The sequence below is a fragment of the Microvirga arsenatis genome (genome assembly GCF_009910705.1).
GTDB lineage: Bacteria > Pseudomonadota > Alphaproteobacteria > Rhizobiales > Beijerinckiaceae > Microvirga > Microvirga arsenatis.
The window spans coordinates 624,601-645,652 of record NZ_JAAAXJ010000001.1; the positions used below are offsets into that span (position 1 = coordinate 624,601).

The window sequence follows — 21,052 nt, forward strand, 5'->3', positions numbered from 1 at the left end:
GGTCACGATGAACCCCGCCTTCACCATTCCCGCCTTCGGCCCGATGCTGCCAGAGATCCTCATGGCGGCCGGAGCCCTCGTCATGGTCCTCTTCGGCGCCATTCGCGGCGAGCGTCCGGGCTACGGCATGAACATCATCGCCCTGGCGCTTCTGGCCGTCACTCTGGCGGCGGTGCTGATTCTCCCCTCCGAGCGCGTCGAAACCATGAGCGGCTCCTTCGTCGTCGACGGCTTCGCCAAGTTCATGAAGGCGCTGACGCTGATCGCCTCCGCCGGCGGCGTCATCCTCTCCCTCGACTACATGCGCCGCGAGGGCATCAGCCGGTTCGAGTACCCGATCCTGATCGTGCTCTCGACCATCGGCATGATGATGGTCATCTCCGCGAACGACCTGATCGCGCTCTACCTCGGCCTCGAGCTGCTGAGCCTGTCGTCCTACGTGATCGCCGCCTTCGACCGTGACAATGTCCGCTCCACGGAAGCAGGCCTCAAGTACTTTGTGCTCGGCGCCCTCTCGTCCGGCATGCTGCTCTACGGCGCCTCGCTGGTCTACGGCTTCACCGGCAGCGTGTCCTTCCCGGTCATCGCATCGGTCCTGCAGGGCAGCGCCGGCATCGGCGCCATCGTCGGCCTCGTCTTCGTGTCCGCCGGCATCGCCTTCAAGATCTCCGCCGTGCCGTTCCACATGTGGACCCCGGACGTGTACGAGGGCTCGCCGACCCCGGTGACGGCCTTCTTCGCCGCGGCGCCCAAGATGGCCGGCATGGCCATGGCCACCCGCGTCTTCATCGATGCCTTCCCGGGCATCCTGGTCCAGTGGCAGCAGATCGTCGTCTTCATCTCCATCGCCTCCATGGCGCTCGGCTCCTTCGCGGCGATCGGCCAGCGCAACATCAAGCGCCTGATGGCCTATTCCTCCATCGGCAACGTGGGCTACGCGCTCATCGGGCTTGCCGCCGGCACGCAGCAGGGCATCCAGGGCGTTGCCGTCTACATGGCGATCTACCTGGCCATGACCCTCGGCACCTTCGCCTGCATCCTCAGCCTGCGCCGCGGCAACGTGATGTTCGAGAACGTGGAGGACCTCTCCGGCCTGGCGCGCACGCACCCGGTCATCGCCTTCTGCCTCGGCATGATGATGTTCTCGCTCGCCGGCATTCCGCCGCTGGCCGGGTTCTTCGCCAAGTTCGCGGTCTTCAACGCCGCCATCGAAGCCGATCTTGTGGCGCTTGCCATCATCGGCGTGGTGACGAGCGTCATCGGCGCCTACTACTACTTGCGCATCGTGAAGGTGATGTACTTCGACGAGCCGGCCGAGCGCTACGATGCGCAGCCCGCGGGCGTGAGGCTGGTCCTCGGCCTCTGCAGCGTCTTCGTGGTTCTGTTCGGCATCGTTCCGGCGCCATTGGTGGCCGCGGCAGGGGCCGCCGCGCGCTCGTTGTTCTGATCGTGCAGCTGTCGCCCGACACCGAGCAGGCCGGATACAGGCTCGTCTCGCTTCAGGCAACGAACTCGACGAACGACGACGCGCTCGAGGCCGCCAGGTCCGGCGATCCGGGGCAGCTCTGGATCGTCGCCGCCGAGCAGCTGGCGGGGAGGGGGCGGCACGGCCGGCAATGGTCGTCGCCGCCGGGCAATCTCTATGCGAGCCTGCTCCTGATCGATCCCTGCGACGTTGCCGCTGCACCGCAGCTCGGCTTCGTGGCCGGCCTTGCCCTGCACGAGGCCATCGAGACGGTGACGGGCGTGGGGGCGCCGCGCCTTGCCCTGAAATGGCCCAACGATCTGCTGCTCGACGGCGCCAAGGTCTCCGGGCTCCTTCTGGAAGGACACAGGCTCCAGCAAGGCGGAGCCCTCGCCATCGTCATCGGCTTCGGCGTCAATGTCGCCTTCGCACCGACGGGCACGCCGTATCCTGCAACCACGCTCCAGGCGTCCGGGCCGAACCTGGCGCGGGAGGAGGTGTTTCGCGCGCTCTCCTCGGCTTTCGCCCGCACATTCTCCGCATGGAGGACATCCGCGCGGATGAGTGCCTCCGACCCGTTCGGCGCGATCCGCCGGCTCTGGCTCGAGCGCGCGGCAGGTTTGGGCCAGGAGGTCACGATCCGGCTTCCCTCCGGCGAGAAGCGAGGCACCTTCGAAGGGCTCGACCGCTTCGGCCGCCTGCAGCTGAAAAGCGCCGGCGGAATGGAACTGATCGACGCAGGCGACCTTTATTTTCCCAATTTGCTGCACGATATAGCCAAGCCTGACGCTGGCACGAAAAGGTTTCAACATTAATGGCTTCCCAGCAGGACGAACTGGTCTTTCTCCCTCTCGGAGGACTCGGCGAAATCGGGATGAACGCTGCCCTTTACGGCTTCGGGCCGGAGGAGGATCGGCAGTGGATTCTGGTCGATTGCGGCATGGGTTTCGGCAGCGAGGAGAACCTGCCTGGCATCGATCTCGTCTATCCGGATCTGCGCTTCATCGAGGAGGAGCGCCACAACCTCCTCGGCATCTTCATCACCCATGCCCATGAGGATCACATCGGCGCCCTTGTCGAGATGTGGCCCCGCCTGCGCGCGCCCGTCTACGCCACGAAATTCGCCATCGGTCTCTTGGAGACACGCCGCCTGTCTGAGCCCAATGCGCCGAAGGTCGACCTCAACGAAATTGTGCCGGGCCAACGCCTGAAGCTCGGCCCCTTCGAGATCGAGTATGTGCCGGTGGCCCACTCGATCCCTGAGTCGAATGCTCTCGCCATCCGGACGCCGCATGGGCTTGTGGTGCATACCGGCGACTGGAAGCTCGACAGCACGCCTTATCTCGGCAGCCTGACATCGGAGGAGACCTTCCGGGCCCTGGGAGACGAGGGCGTTCTCGCCCTCGTCTGCGATTCCACCAACGTGGTCCGCGAGGGAACGAGCCCCAGCGAGGCCGACGTATCCAGGAACCTCGCCAAGCTGATCGAGGATGCACCCCACCGGGTGGCGGTGACAACCTTCGCATCCAACGTTGCCCGCATCCGTTCCGTGGCCGAGGCTGCGCGGGAATGCGGGCGCGAAGTCGTCGTGGTCGGCCGGGCCATGGACCGTGTCGTGGAGGTCGCAAAGGAATGCGGCTATCTCGATGATCTGCCCGAATTCAGATCCACGGAGAATTTCGGCTACATGCCCCGCGACAAGGTCGTCGCGATCCTCACCGGCTCCCAGGGCGAACCCCGCGCCGCGCTCGCGCGCATCGCTCAGGATGAGCATCCCGATATCGCGCTCTCCGCGGGGGACAGGGTGATCTTCTCGTCCCGCGCCATCCCCGGCAACGAGAAGGCGGTCGGCGCCATCATCAATGGCCTGATCGAGCGCGGCATCGAGGTCATCACCGATCGGACCGAGCTTGTCCATGTGTCGGGCCATCCCCGCCGGGGGGAGCTGGCGCAGATGTATCAGTGGACACGGCCCCGGATCGCGATTCCCGCCCATGGCGAACCGCTGCACCTGAGCGAGCATGCGAAGTTCGCCCGCCAGCAGGGCGTGAAGGAAGTTGTCCAGGCGAAGAACGGGACGCTCGTGCGCCTGGCCCCCGGCCCCGCCGAGATCATCGACAACATCCCGGCCGGCCGCCTCTACAAGGACGGCAACATCGTGATCGGGGCGGGTGAGCGCGCCTTGCCGGAGCGCCGCAAGCTCGCCTTCGCCGGCATCGTCACCGTCGCCATCGCCATCGACGATCGGGGCGAGCTCGTGGGCGATCCCGTCATCGATGCCATGGGCTTGCCTGACAAGAACCGGCAGGGACGGGAGATGGCCGACATCATTGCCGATACGGTGGCAGACCTGCTCGACGGCTTGCCCAAGGCCAAGCGCCGGGACTCGGAGGCCGTCGAGAACGCCGTCCACCGGGCGGTGCGGGCCGCCGTCAACCAGGAATGGGGCAAGAAGCCGGCTTGCCATGTCCTCGTGATCGAGGCCTAAAGCCATTTCAGGAAAAGTGGGAACCGGTTTTCCGTCCGAAATGGCGACAAACCAAAGACTTACAAGGCGGTGGGCGATTCGATGGAATCGCCGACCGCTCCAAAGGGAAGCGCAGAGGGAATAGGGATGATCGGACGCCTCAACCATGTTGCCATCGCCGTGCGCGATATCGCAGCGGCTTCGGAGGTCTACCGCAGCACCCTCGGGGCTCAGGTATCGGCTCCCGAGCCGCTCGCGGAGCATGGCGTCAGCGTGGTGTTCATCACCCTGCCCAACACCAAGATCGAACTCCTGGAGCCCCTGGGCGAGGATTCGCCGATTGCCCGTTTCCTGGAGAAGAACCCTGATGGCGGCATGCATCACATCTGCTACGAGGTTGACGATATCGAAGCCGCGCGCGACCGGCTTGTGAAGTCCGGGGCCAGGGTGCTCGGCTCGGGGGAGCCGAAGATCGGCGCTCATGGGAAACCCGTGCTTTTCCTGCATCCAAAGGATTTCAACGGGACCCTCATCGAACTCGAGCAAGCCTGAGGACAAGCTGTTGATAAGCCTTGTAAAAGCTGTTGCCGGATCGCTGTGGTCAACCCTGGCTGCCGTTGTGGCGGTGTCCATGATCGCCATTGCCGCCGCGGTCGGCTGGTTCGGGTTGCGGGTGAGCGGCGGCCTGGCCCTTTATTTCGTGATCTGGTGGATCCTGCTCTTCGCGGTCCTGCCCTTCGGGGTCCGCAGCCAGGCCGAGGCGGGGGAGGTGGTGCAGGGCAGCGAACCGGGCGCACCCACGCTCCCGGCCCTGCGCGAAAAGGCGATATGGACCACCCTCGTGGCTTCGGTCGTGCTTCTGATCGCGGCGGCCGTGTTCCCTCTGGCAGGGCTCTGAGGGGCCTGGAGAGCGGGAGCGCACAAGAAAAAAGCAAGGCTTTCGCCTTGCCTGAACTGCCTTTTGGCAATTTTTGTCCCTGGCTTTCTAGGGCCGGCGCCTGCTTGGCGCTTGGGGACCTTGTTCCTCCCGAAACTCGGACCGTAGCGGCTGACCTTTGAAGGTCGAACACGTTACCAGTTCGTTATAGTGAGGTTCCACTAGGGTGTCACCTTTCTTGGGCAGGCCCTGACGCTTTTTTCGGCACTTGCCCTCTCCATCTTTCGTCTAATTCACCGTGGCGTAGCCATGCGGACACGATGACAGCTTGTCTTTTGCCTGGGGCCTGTGTTGTGTGCAGGGAACGAGTCGTTACCCCAATCCTGTTCCGAACGAGATCCTGAAGGCGTCCCATGCGTTTGAGCCGCTATTTCCTTCCCATCCTCCGCGAGACGCCGAAAGAGGCGGAGATCGTCTCCCATCGCCTGATGCTGCGCGCCGGCATGATCCGCCAGGAAGCTGCAGGCATCTATGCCTGGCTGCCCCTGGGCCTCCGGGTCCTGAACAAGGTCAATGCCATCGTGCGCGAGGAGCAGAACCGGTCGGGCGCCATCGAACTCCTGATGCCGACGATCCAGTCCGCCGACCTCTGGCGCGAATCCGGCCGCTATGACGCCTACGGCAAGGAGATGCTGCGGATCCAGGATCGCCACGAGCGCGAGATGCTGTTCGGCCCCACCAACGAGGAGATGATCACGGAGATCTTCCGGGGCTACGTGCGCTCCTACAAGGACCTGCCGCTGAACCTTTATCACATCCAATGGAAGTTCCGCGACGAGGTGCGCCCGCGCTTCGGCGTCATGCGTTCGCGCGAGTTCCTGATGAAGGATGCCTATTCCTTCGACCTGGACCAGGCCGGTGCCGTCCATTCCTACAACAAGATGTTCGTGGCCTATCTGCGCACCTTCGCCCGCATGGGGCTGAAGGCGATCCCCATGCGGGCCGATACCGGCCCCATCGGCGGAAACTTGAGCCACGAATTTATCATCCTGGCCTCTACGGGCGAGAGCGAGGTGTTCTGCCACGCGGATTACCTGGATTTCGACATTCCGCCGGCCGACACGGATTTCGACGACATTCCCGCCCTCCAGAGCACGGTCGACAGGTGGACCTCCCTCTACGCCGCAACCTCGGAGATGCATGACGCTGCGGCATACGAGGCCGTGCCCGCCGACAAGAAGATGTCCGCCCGGGGCATCGAGGTGGGTCATATCTTCTATTTCGGCACCAAGTATTCCGAGCCCATGGGGGCCAGGGTCATGGGGCCGGACGGGCAGGAGAGGCCGGTTCACATGGGCTCCTACGGCATCGGCCCGAGCCGCCTGATCGCCGCCATCATCGAGGCGAGCCATGACGAGAACGGCATCATCTGGCCCGAGGCCGTGGCCCCGTTCGACGTGGCGATCCTGAACCTGAAGGCAGGCGATGCCGGCACCGACGCCGCCTGTCAGAAACTGTATCAGGAGCTTTCCGCCGCCGGACGCGACGTACTCTACGACGACCGGGACGAGCGTCCCGGAGCCAAGTTCGCCACCGCCGACCTCATCGGCGTGCCGTGGCAGGTTCTGATCGGCCCGAAGGGCCTCGCCGAAGGCAAGGTCGAGCTCAAGCGCCGCGCCACCGGGGAGCGGGAGATGCTTTCGCTCGAGGACGTGGCCGCCCGGCTGAGCGGCCACAAATAAGCGCCCATGGCCAAAGCACCGGAAGCCAGGCTGTCACGATCGGGCACGAGGCCCTTCTCGCTCTTCGAGTGGATGCTCGCCGGGCGCTACCTGCGCACGAGGCGGCGGGAAGGCTTCGTGTCGGTCATCGCAGGCTTCTCGTTCCTGGGCATCATGCTCGGCGTCGCCACCCTGATCGTGGTGCTCTCGGTCATGAACGGCTTTCGCAAGGAACTGCTCGACAAGATCGTCGGCATCAACGGGCACATCTTCGTGGCGCCGCTGGAAAGCCCCCTTACGGATTATCCGGAGGTCGCAGCCCGCATCGCCGCCGTGCCCGGCATCCGGCGCGCCATTCCTCTGGTGGAGGGCCAAGCCTTCGGCTCCTCGCAATACAACGGCAGCGGCGTTCTCGTGCGCGGCATCCGCCCGGAGGACCTGCGGAAGATCGAGCACATCTCCGGCAATATCCGCCAGGGGACCCTCGAAGACTTCGACGAAGGCGAGGGCGTCGCCATCGGCCGCCGCCTCGCGGATGCGCTCTCGATTCAGGCCGGCGACACCTTCACGCTGATCACCCCGCGCGGCGCCTCGACGCCCTTCGGCACCGCGCCGCGCGTGAAGGGCTACCCGGTGAAGGCGATCTTCGAGATCGGCATGTCGGAATTCGACTCCACCTTCGTGTTCATGCCGCTCACCGAAGCGCAGAACTATTTCAACCGCCAGGGCGACGTGCAGCTGATCGAGGTCTATCTCGACAATGCCGACCGGGTGGACGAGGCTCGAGCCGCCATCGAGGAGGCGGCGGGCCGCCCGATCCTGATGACCGACTGGCGCCAGCGCAACCGCACCTTCTTCGGGGCGCTCGAGGTGGAGCGGAACGTGATGTTCCTCATCCTCACCCTCATCGTGCTGGTGGCGGCGCTCAACATCATCTCCGGGCTCATCATGCTGGTGAAGGACAAGTCGGAGGACATCGCGATCCTGCGCACCATGGGGGCGACGCGGGGCGCCATCATGCGCGTGTTCCTCATCACCGGCGCCTCCATCGGCATTGTCGGGACGCTGGCGGGCTTCGGCCTCGGGCTGCTGCTCGCCCTCAATGTCGAGACCATCCGGGACGTGATCTCCCGGCTCACGAGCACCAATCTCTTCCCGGCCGAGCTCTACTTCCTGAGCCGCCTGCCGGCCGATGTGAATCCGACGGAGGTCGCGAGCATTCTCATCATGGCGATGGTGCTCTCGCTGCTTGCCACTCTCTATCCCTCCTGGCGGGCTGCGAAGCTCGATCCCGTGGAGGCGTTGCGTTACGGTTGAGTATGCCGCAAGCCCAGTCCCAGCCCGCCCTGCACCTGTCGAAAGTCGAGCGCCGCTACCCGCAAGGGGACAGCTTTCTCGAAGTGCTGCGCGGCGCCGATCTGGCGATCTGGCCGGGCGAGATCGTCGCGCTCGTCGCCCCTTCAGGCACGGGCAAGTCGACTCTGCTTCATGTGGCAGGCCTGCTGGAAAAGCCCGATGGCGGCGAGGTTTTCGTCGGCTCCAAGCCGACCGCCGCCATGAACGATCAGGAGCGCACGCGCATCCGGCGTGAGGAGCTCGGCTTCGTCTACCAGTTCCACCACCTCCTGCCGGAATTCTCGGCGCTTGAGAACGTGGTGATCCCGCAGCTCATCCGCGGCCTTTCAAAGTCGGAAGCGCAGGAGCGGGCGCGGCAGCTCCTGACCTTCCTGGGCCTCGGCAAGCGCCTCGACCACCGCCCCGGCGAACTCTCCGGCGGCGAGCAGCAGCGCGTCGCCATCGCCCGCGCGGTGGCCAACGCGCCGCGCCTGCTCCTGGCCGACGAACCCACCGGCAACCTCGACCCGCACACCGCCGACCGCGTCTTCCAGACGCTCGTCGCCATCGTGCACGCCTCCAAGCTCGCAGCCCTCATTGCGACGCACAACATGGACCTCGCGGCGCGCATGGATCGGCGGGTGACGATACGGGATGGGTTGGTGGTGCAGCTGCCTTAGGCGCTTTCGTCATTCCCAATTGCCTACCCGCGGTGGCGCGGCTGCCAAGCGCGTTGTTCAGTGTTGAGCACATGTCTGCAGGTCGATTGAGCGGCCATTCCAATCGTGCTGTGCTCGCAACTGCAATCTTCAATATATATTACGTAGCGGGATATACGATCTATAGTATCCGCAGTGTTCAACAAAGTTAAAACATAACAATCATCCTATATAAATCGAGAGTTCCTGCCGCTTTTGTTTTGTAGCATCTGTGACCGACCGTAGATGGGATTAGACTAGAACCCGTAGAATGTCTGTAAGGGAGGCACACGATGCTAAGCCGACTTGAGCTCGCATATCTGCAATTCATGGCGCAGCACGGTGGCAAAGCCGGGCCGAGCGGCGTGTACTGGGGGGCGCAAGCTGGCAGAGGGACAGGCGGAGCTAGCGGAGTGAGTGTAGCGGTGATTCCGAATGGTGGGGCTAGCGTCCGTCCCGAAGACGTCAAAGATAAGAACATCTACAGGCAAGGTGGCAATATCGTAACAGTCGTCGAAACTTGGGATGGACGCACGATCAGAACGACAACTCCAGCATCGAGCCTCGGTGAGGGAGGGGAAGGCATAAAGTCTGCTGATTACATCGGACGTATTGCAGTACCTGCATTGGTCTCCTCGTCCATTTCGGCCGAGTATATGGGCGGCGGAGTGGTAAGGACGAATACCAGAATTACTTGGTCCGATGGCTCCGTTACAGAGGTGCAGAGGCAAGGAATTTACAATGGCCCCGAGGGGGACCTTAGTTTGCGTTTTTTCGGCGTTCCGGCCGAGTATACGAACCATCTCATGACCCAGGATCTTCTTCGGATCGAGAGGGAGCGAGCGGAGCTGATCGATGCGATCAAGGACGGCCGCATCAGGGTCATTGAAACCGGTACTAGAACTATGTACCTCACCTTCAAGGAGGGGACGGAGGGCAACGACGATCTTTCCGGCGCGGAGATGCTGAGCGGGCTGGGCGGCGACGACGTGCTCACCGGGGCTGACGATCCCTACGACACGGACGTGCTCGACGGCGGGGCCGGCGCCGACACCCTGAAGGGGGGCGCGGGCCTGGACATTCTCGTGGGCGGCGCCGGCGCCGACCGGCTGGAGGGCGGCGCCGGCTTCGACATCGCCAGCTACGCGCCTTCTGCCGCCGGCGTCACGGTCACCCTGTCCAATGTGGTGCAGCACACCGGCGAGGCCGCCGGCGACACGTTCCTGTCCGTCGAGGGCCTGGTCGGCTCCGAGCATGCCGACGTGCTCACCGGCGACAACCTGGGCAACCGCCTGGAGGGCGGGGCCGGCAACGACGTGCTCGACGGCGACGGCGGCGGCGATGCTCTCTATGGCGACGACGGCGACGACCGGATGTTCAGCGGCATCAGCGCCGACACCCTCGACGGCGGTGCCGGCCGCGACACGGTGAGCTACTACCACAGCCTCACGGCCGTGCAGGTCTACCTGTGGAACCAGAGCCTCAACCGCGGCGAGGCCGGCGGCGACAAGCTGATCGATGTGGAGGTGGTCGACGGCTCGCGCTTCGACGACATCCTGGAGGGCGACGATGCGGCCAACACCTTCTGGGGCGACGATGGCCGCGACCGGCTCAAGGGCGCCGGCGGCGACGACGATCTCTTGGGCGGGTCCGGCGACGACACGCTCGAGGGCGGGCGGGGCGCCGACACCCTCAACGGCGGCGCCGGCATCGACACGGCGAGCTACTGGAGCGCGGCGTCAGGCGTGCGGGTGGACCTGGAGAACCTCTCGCGCAACACCGGTGAAGCGGCCAGCGACGTGTACATCTCCATCGAGGGGATCGACGGCTCGACCCATGCCGACACCCTCGAGGGCAGCAACGCCAGCGTCGACACCTTCTTCGGCGATGCCGGCAACGACATCCTGAAGGGGCGCGGCAACACCGACGTGCTCAAAGGCGGCGCCGGCGACGACTACCTCTTGGGCGGCACGCACGGCGATCTTCTCGACGGCGGCGAGGGCTTCGATGTGGCCGACTACTCCGAGGCCGCAGGCCGGGTGGTGGTGGACCGCATGAACATGGCCCGCAATGCGGGCGAGGCAGCGGGCGACACCTATGTCTCCATCGAGGGGGTGAAGGGCTCGGCCTTCGGGGACGAGCTTTACGGCACAGCCGGCTGGGACGGGTTCTATGCCGGATCGGGCGACGACGTGCTCGAGGGCCGGGGCGGGGGCGATCACCTGGACGGGGGCGAGGGCATCGACTTTGCGGTGTACTGGAGCAGCGCGAGCGGGGTGCGGGCGAGCCTGAAGAGCCCGCACCTGAACACGGGCGATGCGGCGGGCGACGCGTATGTGTCGATCGAGGGGCTGCAGGGCTCGTGGCACGCCGACGTGCTGCAGGGCAACGACGGGGCCAACACCCTGTGGGATTACGGCGGCAACGACGAGCTTCTGGGCGAGGGCGGCAACGACTACCTGCACGGGGGCGAGGGAGCCGACACGCTGTCGGGCGGCGACGGGCTGGACTGGCTTGCGGGCGGGGCCGGGCGGGACGTGTTCCGGTTCGACACGGCACCCTGGGCGGAGCTGCACGGCAGCGCGGACACGCTGGTCGACTTCAGCGCGGCGGAGGACAGGATCGTGCTGTGCACCAACGTGTTCTCGGCCTTTGCGGCGGTGGTGGCGGAGGAGGGCTATGTGCTCAACACCACGCTGAAGAGCAGCTCCTTTGTGGCAGGCCCGCGGGCCACGACGACGGCGCAGAAGATCGTGTACGATCAGAGCACGGGGGCGCTCTACTACGATGCGGACGGCTCCGGCTCCATTGCTCAGGTGCTGTTTGCCAAGGTGACCCCCGGCACCCAGCTTACCGCCAATCACTTCCAGCTCTTCACACTCTGAGCAGCAGCGCACCGCCGAACCAAGGCAAGCGCTACACTCCATGCAAACAGCCGGCCAAAGGCCGGCTGTTCGCGTTTCCAATCTCGTTAAGACTCTGTTGACTCCGTCCCGAATGCAGCCTCTGCACATTCTTTACACAGAACATTCGATGAACAAGAATGAACATATTGGGAACACGGAGATCAGACCATGCTTCGCTTCATCCTCGAAACCACTGCCGAAATCGCTTCGCTCGCCACATTCGGCTCGGCCGTGGCGATATGGGCTCTGGTTCTTTCTCCCATCGCTTGATACCGGGAATCCACAACAACCCACGCCGATTCACAGAAACTTGTTCCTCGGCGCTCCGGGTTAGGCTTTCTTGGATAAGAATCGTGCCACTATGCGTGCCATTGAGTGAGTAGAGTTTCATGGCGCGCATTCTTCACGACGTCGGCTTCGTCCATCTGCACGTGCATTCCTCGTATTCGCTGCTCGAGGGTGCCCTGAAGATCCCGCAGCTCGCCAAGCTCGCCGCTGCCGACAAGCAGCCGGCGCTCGCGCTCACCGACACCAACAATCTCTTCGGCGCCCTCGAATTCTCCGAGAAGATGGCGGGCTCCGGCATCCAGCCCATTGCCGGGGTCCAGCTCTCCGTCTGCTTCGAGGAGGCGGACCCGGTGGCCCGCGTGGTGCCCCAGCCCGCCAACATCGTGCTGCTCGCCCAGACGGAGGAGGGCTACCGCAACCTCATGCGCCTCGTGAGCCACGCCTATTTCGGCGTGCCGCTCGGCGAGAACCCGCGGGTCGCCGCTCCCGTGCTGTCCTCTCACAGCGAAGGGCTCATCGCGCTGACCGGCGGCTTCACGGGCCCCCTCGACAGCGCCCTGCGCGACGGCGGGCGGCAGGATCTCGCCCAGGCCCGGCTCGACATCCTCAAAAGCGCCTTCGGCCATCAGCTCTATGTGGAAATCCAGCGCCACGGGCTGGAGGACGAGCGCCTGATCGAGAACGAGCTGCTGGCGCTTGCCGACCGCAACGGCCTGCCCATCGTGGCCGCGAACGAGCCCTTCTTCTCCTCGGCGAAGGACTACGAGGCGCATGATGCGCTGCTTGCGATCGCCGAGGGGCAGATCGTCTCCAATCCCAACCGGCGCCGCCTCTCGCCCGAGCATCATTTCAAGACCCGCCAGCAGATGATGGAGCTGTTCGCGGACCTGCCGGACGCGTTGCAGGCCAGCGTCGAGATCGCCATGCGCTGCTCCACGCGCGTGCGGACCCGCAAGCCCATTCTGCCGAACTTCGGCACGGGCCCGGATGCCGCCGCCCTCGACGAAGGCGAGGAGCTGCAGCGCCAGGCGGAGGAGGGGCTGGCCAAGCGCCTTGCCGCGCACGGACCCGCGCCCGGCCTCACGGAGCAGGATTACCGCGACCGCCTGGCCTTCGAAGTCGGCATCATCCGGAACATGAAGTTCCCCGGCTACTTCCTGATCGTGGCCGACTTCATCAAATGGGCGAAGGACCACAACATCCCGGTCGGGCCGGGGCGCGGCTCGGGTGCAGGCTCGCTCGTGGCCTATGCGCTCACCATCACCGATCTCGATCCCCTGCGGTTCAGCCTGCTCTTCGAGCGCTTCCTCAACCCGGAACGCGTGTCGATGCCGGACTTCGACATCGACTTCTGCGTCGAGGGGCGCGAGCGGGTCATCGAATACGTGCAGCAGCGCTACGGCGAGGAGCAGGTCGCGCAGATCATCACCTTCGGCACCCTGCTCGCCCGCGGCGTGATGCGCGACGTGGGCCGGGTGCTCGAAATGCCCTACGGTCAGGTGGACAAGCTCACCAAGCTCGTGCCGCAGAACCCCGCCAACCCGGTGACGCTCGCGCAGGCCATCGAGGGCGAGCCGAAGCTGCAGGCGGCCATCGAGGAGGAGCCCGTCGTCAAGCGCATGCTCGACATCGCGCAGAAGCTCGAAGGCCTGCACCGTCACGCCTCGACCCATGCGGCCGGCGTGGTGATCGGCGACCGTCCCCTGCAGGAACTGGTGCCCCTCTACCGAGACCCGAAGACCGGCATGCGCGTGACCCAGTTCAACATGAAATGGGTCGAGCAGGCGGGCCTCGTGAAGTTCGACTTCTTAGGGTTGAAGACGCTCACCGTGCTGCGCACGGCGGTGGACCTCATCCGCCGCAAGGGGATCGAGGTCGATCTCTCGGCCCTGCCGCTCGACGACCGCAAGACCTACGAGATGCTCCAGCGCGGCGAGACGGTCGGCGTGTTCCAGGTGGAATCGGCGGGCATGCGCAAGGCGCTGGTCGAGATGGAAGCCGACCGCTTCGAGGACATCATCGCGCTTGTGGCTCTCTATCGACCGGGCCCGATGGCGAACATCCCCGTCTATTGCGCCCGCAAGCTCGGACGGGACGAGCACAACAAGAGGAGCTGGTATCCTCACGAGAAGCTCGAGCCGATCCTGCGCGAGACCTTCGGCATCATCGTCTACCAGGAGCAGGTGATGGAGGTGGCAAAGGTCCTCTCCGGCTACTCGCTGGGAGACGCCGACCTTCTGCGCCGCGCCATGGGCAAGAAGATCAAGGCCGAGATGGACGCTCAGCGCGAGCGCTTCGTGGCCGGCGCGGAGAAGGGCGGGCTCGACAAGGCGAAGGCGAACGAGATCTTCGACCTCTTGGCGAAGTTCGCCGATTACGGCTTCAACAAGAGCCACGCCGCGGCCTATGCGCTGGTGGCCTTCCAGACGGCTTATCTCAAGGCCAACTTCCCGGTCGAGTTCCTGGCCGCGTCGATGACGCTGGACCTCGACAACACCGACAAGCTGGCCGAATTCCGGCGCGAGGCGCAGCGCCTCGGCTTCAAGGTCATCCCGCCCTCCATCAACCGCTCCGGCGTGGTGTTCGACGTGCAGTACGACGCCGAGGGCAAGGGGCAGATCCTTTACGCGCTCGCGGCCGTCAAGGGCGTGGGCCGCCAGGCCATCGAAAGCGTGGTCGAGGCACGCGGCGACAAGCCGTTCAAGGATCTCGCCGACTTCGCCCGGCGCATCAATCCGCGCATGCTCAACAAGCGAACGCTGGAGAACCTGATCGCCGCCGGCGCCTTCGACGAGCTGGAGCCCGACCGGGCCAAGGCCTGCGCCTCCGTCGACGCCATGATGAGCCTCGCCCAGCAGTCGCATGAGGCCGCCAATGGCGGCATGATGGACATGTTCGGGGGCGTCGCCTCGGCGGATGTGCAGCTGCGCATCGGCCCCTACGATCCCTGGCCGGCCGCCGAGAGGCTGCAGAGGGAATACGATGCGGTCGGCTTCTTTCTCTCGGGCCATCCGCTGGATGAATACGGGGACCTGCTCAAGAAGCTGCGGGTGCAGACCTGGGCGGAGTTCTGCCGCTCGGTGAAGGCCGGCAACTCCGTGGGGCGCGTCGCCGCGACCGTGCTCGACCGTCAGGAGCGCCGGACCAAGACCGGCAACAAGATGGGGATTCTCACCCTCTCGGATCAGACCGGGCAGTACGAGGCCATCATCTTCTCGGAGGGCCTCATGCGCTTCCGCGAGGTGCTGGAGCCCGGCTCCGCCGTCGTCCTCATGCTCCAGGCCGGAATCGAGGGCGAGGAGGTGAGGGCGCGCATCGGGCTCGCCGAACCGCTGGAGGAGGCCCTCGCCAAGCACCAGAAGGGCATGCGGATCTTCCTGCGGGACGAGCGGCCCATCCCGAGCGTCCAGGAGCGGCTCAGGGCCCGCGGCGAGGGCGAGGTCTCCCTGGTCCTGATTCTCGACGAAGGCGACCGGGAGGTGGAGGTCAAGCTTCCCGGCAAGTACATGGCCACCCCCCAGATCGCCGGTGCCCTCCGGGCCGTGCCGGGAGTGGTCGAGGTGCAGATGAACTGAGGCGGCGAGGGACCCCTCCCGCCGGAGAGCGAAGTCTGGAACAGGAGCAACGTTCTCATTTTGTTCTTGACAGGTGCTGCAAGCTCTGCTATATCGATGTGTAGATCTGCTCCTGTCGAGGGGCGCGCTCGCGAGGCGTCGCAGTGTGGGAGCAGGCACGGTCCCGCCGCAGGGCTCGCACTCCTGTGGTCGCGGGAGGCCGACCCTGGCTTGTTCCAGGTCCGCCTGAAAAGAACCGTGCGCGAAGAGGCCGTCCAGCTCTTCCATCCACACCACCACCCATCGAGCCGGGCTGCCCCAAGCGCCACCCTCGAGCAAACCCGACGGCTCGCAGCTCACGCTGCGGGCCCGAAGGCGCTGGCTTTTCTCATCCATTCACCGAAGGCGCCCTCGCGCCCAAGAGAAGAGGATGAGGGAAGGGGTTACACCGCCATGCTCCTGACAGGAGAATGTCCCGCTTGCGTTTCCCCCCGTTTCCCCCTATATGCGCCCGCATCCCACACGCGGAATCCCCTCATGAGCCCATGAGGATACCCCGGTGGCCGGAAGTCCGGTCCACTGTTCCGCGGAGGCTTAACCGGAGAAAAGATTATGGCGCTTCCCGATTTCTCGATGCGTCAGCTGCTGGAAGCTGGCGCTCACTTTGGCCACCAGGCCCACCGTTGGAACCCGAAGATGGGTCAGTTCATCTTCGGCACCCGCAACAACATCCACATCATCGACCTGGCCCAGACGGTTCCGATGCTGCACCGCGCCCTTCAGGCCGTCAGCGACACCGTGGCCAAGGGCGGCCGCGTGCTCTTCGTCGGCACGAAGCGCCAGGCTGCCGATGCGGTCGCCGATGCGGCCAAGCGTTCGGCCCAGTACTACGTGAACTCACGCTGGCTCGGCGGCATGCTGACCAACTGGAAGACGATCTCCGGCTCGATCGCCCGCCTGCGCAAGGTGGACGAGATCCTCGCCGGCGGCGGCCAGGGCCTCACGAAGAAGGAGCGCCTCATGCTCGCCCGCGAGAAGGAGAAGCTCGAGCGCGCTCTCGGCGGCATCAAGGACATGGGCGGCACCCCGGACCTGATCTTCGTCATCGACACCAACAAGGAGCAGCTGGCGATCCAGGAGGCCAAGCGCCTCGGCATCCCGGTGGCCGCCATCGTCGACACGAACTGCGATCCGGACGGCATCACCTTCCCGGTTCCGGCCAATGACGACGCCGGCCGCGCGATCTCGCTCTACTGCGACCTGGTTGCCCGCGCCGCCCTCGACGGCATCTCCCGCGGCGCCGGCGAGATGGGCATCGACATCGGTGCGTCCGAGAACCCGCTGGCCGAGGAACTCCCGGCGAACGACACCGCCGCCTACGAGGGCGAGCAGTTCGAGCGTCTGGCTGCCCCCCGCGGCGCCCCGGACGACCTGACCAAGCTCAATGGCGTCGGCCCGCAGCTCGAGAAGAAGCTGAACGAAGCCGGCATCTTCCACTACTGGCAGCTGGCCGCCATGCAGCCGGCCGATGCCGCCCAGCTCGACAAGGACCTGAAGCTGAACGGCCGCCTCGAGCGCGACGGCTGGATCAACCAGGCCCGCGCCATGATCGAAGCCGCTGCTGCGTAAGCCTCACGGCGCCGCACCCAGCAGCGCCGCTCGAACCATGACCGAGCCCGGCGTTCCTCGAGCGCCGGGCTCCCTCTATGCGTGAACCTTTGAAAGGAAAAGCCATGGCGAACATTACCGCTGCGATGGTGAAAGAACTGCGCGAGGCCACCAGCGCCGGCATGATGGACTGCAAGGCCGCTCTCGCCGAGACCAACGGCGACATGGAAGCCGCCATCGACTGGCTCCGCAAGAAGGGCCTCTCGAAGGCCGCCAAGAAGGCCGGCCGCGTGGCCGCCGAGGGCCTCGTGGCCGTCGAATCGTCCGGTCACAGCGCCACGATCCTCGAGGTCAACTCCGAGACCGACTTCGTGGCCCGCAACGACGGCTTCCAGGCCTTCGTCCGCGAAGCCGCCAAGATCGCTCTCAACGGCAACGGCACCATCGAGTCGCTCGAGGCCGCGACCTTCCCCGGCTCGTCCACGACCGTGAAGGACCGGCTGCAGGAGCTCATCGCCACCATCGGCGAGAACATGACCCTGCGTCGTGTCGCGAAGCTTGAAGTTTCCAAGGGCGTGATCGCGACCTATGTGCACAACGCCGTGACCGAAGGCCTCGGCAAGATCGGCGTGCTCGTGGCGCTGGAATCGGAAGGCGATGTGGGCGTTCTCGGCGCCCTCGGCCGCCAGATCGCCATGCACGTGGCCGCCACGAACCCGGTGGCGCTCGATGCTTCCGGCGTCGATCAGGCCACCGTCGAGCGCGAGACCGCGATCCTGCGCGACAAGAACGCCGGCAAGCCGGACCATGTCATGCAGAAGATCATCGAGAGCGGCCTCAAGAGCTACTTCAAGGAGGTCACCCTCCTGGAGCAGCCCTTCGTGCACGATCCGTCCAAGACCGTCACGCAGGTGCTCAAGGAAGCCGAGTCCAAGGCCGGCAAGCCCGTGACCCTCAAGGCCTTCGTCCGCTATGCCCTCGGCGAGGGCATCGAGAAGGAGGAGGCTCCGGACTTCGCGGCGGAAGTCGCCGCCCAGGCCGGGCTCAAGGCCTAAGTCGAACCTTCGAAACGGCGGCTGAAGAGCCGCCGTTTTCATGAGAGGATTCGAAAAGAAAGGTCTGACGATGGCAACGTTCCGGCGCATCCTTGTGAAGCTTTCCGGGGAGGCCCTGATGGCTCCCGACGGGTACTGGCTCGATCCTCAGACCCTGACCTCCCTGGCTGAGGACCTCGCCCAGGCCACCCGCGCCGGGTTCGAGATCGCCGTCGTCATCGGCGGCGGCAACATCATCCGCGGCGCACGCATGAGCGCTGCCGGCTGGATCGACCGCCCGACGGCCGATTCCATGGGCATGCTCGGCACGGTCATGAACTCGCTCGCCATCGAAACCGCCCTGAATGCTGCCGGCGTTCCGGCCCGCACCATGTCGGCGGTCTCCATGCCGACGATCTGCGAGACCTATGCCCGCCAACCGGCCCTGCATCACCTGGACAAGGGGCAGGTCGTCGTGCTCGCCGGCGGCACCGGCAACCCGTTCTTCACCACCGATACCGCCGCCGTTCTGCGGGCCGCGGAACTGCGCTGCGATGCCGTGCTCAAGGCCACCCAGGTGGACGGCGTCTACTCGGCCGATCCCAAGAAGGACCCGAGCGCGGTGCGATTCGAGCGCCTCACCCACGACGAGGCCATCGCCAAGGACCTGAAGGTCATGGACACGGCCGCCTTCGCCCTCGCGCGGGAGAGCAGGCTGTCCATCATCGTGGGGTCGGTCCATGCCCCCAGCTCGGTGACCGCTCTTCTTCAGGGGAAAGTTCCCTCCACGGTCGTCGCCCCTTGATCCTGGGGCCTTGATGCTGGACCCTGGGGGGCGTAAGCCCGTTTAAGTAGTTCGCGTTAGGGACAGAACCGATGGCAACGACCTTTGATCTCGCCGATGTGAAGCGCCGCATGCAGGGCGCCATCAACGCTTTCAAGAACGATCTCGCCAGCCTGCGCACCGGGCGTGCCTCCCCGAACCTGCTCGATCCGATCCAGGTCGATGCCTATGGCTCCCTGATGCCGATCACCCAGGTCGCCACGGTCAACGTGCCGGAGCCGCGCCTGCTCAGCGTCCAGGTCTGGGACCGGGGCATGGTGGCCGCCGTGGAGAAGGCGATCCGCGAGTCGGATCTCGGCCTCAACCCGCAGACCGAGGGGCAGGTGATCCGCCTGCGCATCCCGGAGATGAACGAGCAGCGCCGCAAGGAGATGGTGAAGGTCGCGCACAAATATGCGGAGGAGGCGAAGATCGCCGTGCGCCATGTGCGCCGCGACGGCCTCGACCTGCTCAAGAAGCTTGAGAAGGACGGTACCATCAGTGAGGATGACGGCAAGCGCCAGGCTGACCAGGTGCAGAAGGCGACCGACCAGTTCGTGGCCGAGATCGACACCCTCCTGTCGGCCAAGGAAAAGGAAATCATGCACGTCTGATCCAAAAGGCGTGCACCGGAACAGGACATCATGAGCGGCGAAGCCAAACGGACGGCCCCGGACCCGGCCTGCAGCAAGGCAGGCGAGGGGATCCCGGCCCATGTCGCCATCATCATGGATGGCAACGGCCGTTGGGCTGCGCAGAGGGGCCTTCCCCGTTTCGAGGGGCACCGGCGCGGCGTCGATGCGATCCGCCGGGCCGTGCGCATCGCAGGCGATCTCGGCATCCGCTATCTCACCGTCTACAGCTTCTCCGCGGAGAACTGGCGGCGCCCTGCCCAGGAGGTCTCCGACCTCATGGGCCTGCTCAAGCGCTTCGTCCGGCACGATCTGGCCGAGCTCCACGCCAACAACGTCCGCGTCCGGATCATCGGCGAGCGGGAGGGGCTGGCCTCCGATATCCGCCCGCTCCTGGAGGAGGCCGAGCAGCTCACCCGCGACAATACCGGCCTGACCCTGGTCATCGCCTTCAATTATGGCGGCCGCCAGGAGATCCTCAGCGCCGTCCGCGCCCTGGCCCGAAAGGTGCAGGAGGGGAGCCTGGATCCCGACCGGATCGACATGGAAACCATCGAGGCAGCCCTCGACACCCACGGAATTCCGGACCCGGATCTCGTCATCCGGACCTCGGGCGAGCAGCGGGTCTCGAACTTTCTCACCTGGCAGACCGCCTATTCCGAGTTCGTCTTCCTGCCCTGCTACTGGCCCGATTTCGACGAGGCGACGTTCAAGGCGGCCATCGACGAGTATTTCAGGCGTGACCGCCGCTTCGGCGGCCTGAGCGCCCGGGCTGGCTGACCATGGTCGCCAACGAAGGCTCCTCCCTGCCGTCCAGCCCCAAGCGGGGCCCTTCGAAGGAACTCACGACCCGCGTCCTGTCGGCCCTCGTGATGATCGCCCTCGCGCTCCTCACGGCCTATCTGGGAGGGTGGGCCTTCGCCCTGTTCTGGCTGGCGGCAGGCATCGCGATGATGGTCGAATGGACCGACATGACAGGTGTGGAGCCGCGGCGGCCGGTGCAGGCACTCCTTTCAGCCGGGCTGGTCGTCCTGACCCTTCTCCTGATAGCCAACGCTGGCCTGGGCCTTTCCGCGGCGGTCATGCTGGGCTTCCTGGCGGCCGGCGCACTCCTGGCCCGCGGGGAAGAGGGCAAGCGTTGGGCCAGCCTGGGCTTTGCCTATGCGGCTGTGATCGTTCTCGTCCCGCCCCTCGTACGCGAGCATCCCGACTTTGGGATCCTCGGTCTGCTCTGGATGTTCGCAGTGGTCTGGGCCACGGACATCGCAGCCTACTTCACCGGCCGGGCCTTCGGCGGGCCGAAGCTCTGCCCGTCCATCAGCCCGAAGAAGACCTGGTCGGGCTTTATCGGCGGTGTCGTCGCCGCCACCCTGGGAGGGCTGCTGGTGGCGTGGATCGGCCGGCGCTTCGGAGCGCATCCGCCCGTCGGCTATCCTGCCCTCGCGGCGCTTGCCGTCGTCGCTTCGATTGCGAGCCAGATCGGAGACCTTGGGGAATCTGCTCTCAAGCGCCATTGCCAGGTCAAGGATTCGAGCCATCTCATTCCCGGCCATGGCGGCGTCATGGACCGCCTGGACGGCTTCTGGGCCGTCTGTCTCATCGTGGCAGCCGTTCTCCTGGCCCTCCATTTCACCGCGTAGGACC

General features: G+C 65.5%; 16 protein-coding genes. All 16 read left to right on the forward strand.

What is annotated here, in order from left to right:
* The first annotated feature begins 7 nt into the window (after window positions 1–7).
* Complete coding sequence (gene nuoN / locus GR303_RS02900) at window positions 8–1,447, forward strand: NADH-quinone oxidoreductase subunit NuoN (protein WP_161724471.1); 1,440 nt, start codon at window positions 8–10, stop codon at window positions 1,445–1,447.
* A 2-nt stretch (window positions 1,448–1,449) separates the two neighbouring features.
* Window positions 1,450–2,280 (forward strand): biotin--[acetyl-CoA-carboxylase] ligase, encoded by an 831-nt coding sequence (locus GR303_RS02905; RefSeq protein ID WP_343038471.1) that lies wholly within the window; start codon window positions 1,450–1,452, stop codon window positions 2,278–2,280.
* Complete coding sequence (locus GR303_RS02910; RefSeq protein ID WP_161724472.1) at window positions 2,280–3,953, forward strand: ribonuclease J; 1,674 nt, start codon at window positions 2,280–2,282, stop codon at window positions 3,951–3,953. Before GR303_RS02905 ends, GR303_RS02910 begins: the two co-directional genes overlap by 1 nt.
* 126 nt (window positions 3,954–4,079) lie before the next feature.
* Entirely contained in the window at window positions 4,080–4,484 is a 405-nt protein-coding gene (gene mce / locus GR303_RS02915) for a methylmalonyl-CoA epimerase (protein ID WP_161724474.1), read from the forward strand.
* Window positions 4,485–4,563: 79 nt separating this feature from the next.
* A complete protein-coding gene (locus tag GR303_RS24270) occupies window positions 4,564–4,830 on the forward strand; it encodes a DUF1467 family protein (RefSeq protein ID WP_161724477.1) in 267 nt (88 codons plus the stop codon).
* 392 nt (window positions 4,831–5,222) lie between these two features.
* Entirely contained in the window at window positions 5,223–6,551 is a 1,329-nt protein-coding gene (proS, locus tag GR303_RS02925; RefSeq protein ID WP_161724479.1) for a proline--tRNA ligase, read from the forward strand.
* Window positions 6,552–6,557: 6 nt separating this feature from the next.
* The gene (locus GR303_RS02930; RefSeq protein ID WP_161724481.1) at window positions 6,558–7,847 is read left to right on the forward strand and encodes a lipoprotein-releasing ABC transporter permease subunit; all 1,290 of its coding nucleotides are present in this window, start codon (window positions 6,558–6,560) and stop codon (window positions 7,845–7,847) included.
* A 2-nt stretch (window positions 7,848–7,849) separates the two neighbouring features.
* Window positions 7,850–8,545, forward strand: coding sequence for an ABC transporter ATP-binding protein (locus GR303_RS02935; protein ID WP_161724633.1), 696 nt, complete (start codon window positions 7,850–7,852; stop codon window positions 8,543–8,545).
* Window positions 8,546–9,369: 824 nt separating this feature from the next.
* Window positions 9,370–11,448 (forward strand): calcium-binding protein, encoded by a 2,079-nt coding sequence (locus GR303_RS02940; RefSeq protein WP_161724484.1) that lies wholly within the window; start codon window positions 9,370–9,372, stop codon window positions 11,446–11,448.
* A gap of 410 nt (window positions 11,449–11,858) precedes the next feature.
* The gene (dnaE, locus tag GR303_RS02945; protein WP_161724486.1) at window positions 11,859–15,332 is read left to right on the forward strand and encodes a DNA polymerase III subunit alpha; all 3,474 of its coding nucleotides are present in this window, start codon (window positions 11,859–11,861) and stop codon (window positions 15,330–15,332) included.
* A 591-nt stretch (window positions 15,333–15,923) separates the two neighbouring features.
* The gene (locus GR303_RS02950) at window positions 15,924–16,940 is read left to right on the forward strand and encodes a 30S ribosomal protein S2 (protein WP_161724489.1); all 1,017 of its coding nucleotides are present in this window, start codon (window positions 15,924–15,926) and stop codon (window positions 16,938–16,940) included.
* A 104-nt stretch (window positions 16,941–17,044) separates the two neighbouring features.
* Entirely contained in the window at window positions 17,045–17,974 is a 930-nt protein-coding gene (gene tsf, locus GR303_RS02955; RefSeq protein ID WP_161724491.1) for a translation elongation factor Ts, read from the forward strand.
* A 70-nt stretch (window positions 17,975–18,044) separates the two neighbouring features.
* On the forward strand, window positions 18,045–18,758 hold the full coding sequence (gene pyrH, locus GR303_RS02960; protein WP_425487123.1) for a UMP kinase: 714 nt from the start codon (window positions 18,045–18,047) through the stop codon (window positions 18,756–18,758).
* 71 nt (window positions 18,759–18,829) lie between these two features.
* Complete coding sequence (gene frr, locus GR303_RS02965; RefSeq protein WP_161724494.1) at window positions 18,830–19,390, forward strand: ribosome recycling factor; 561 nt, start codon at window positions 18,830–18,832, stop codon at window positions 19,388–19,390.
* Window positions 19,391–19,420: 30 nt separating this feature from the next.
* Window positions 19,421–20,188 (forward strand): isoprenyl transferase, encoded by a 768-nt coding sequence (locus GR303_RS02970; protein ID WP_161724496.1) that lies wholly within the window; start codon window positions 19,421–19,423, stop codon window positions 20,186–20,188.
* A 2-nt stretch (window positions 20,189–20,190) separates the two neighbouring features.
* Complete coding sequence (locus tag GR303_RS02975; RefSeq protein WP_161724499.1) at window positions 20,191–21,048, forward strand: phosphatidate cytidylyltransferase; 858 nt, start codon at window positions 20,191–20,193, stop codon at window positions 21,046–21,048.
* Window positions 21,049–21,052: the final 4 nt, after the last annotated feature.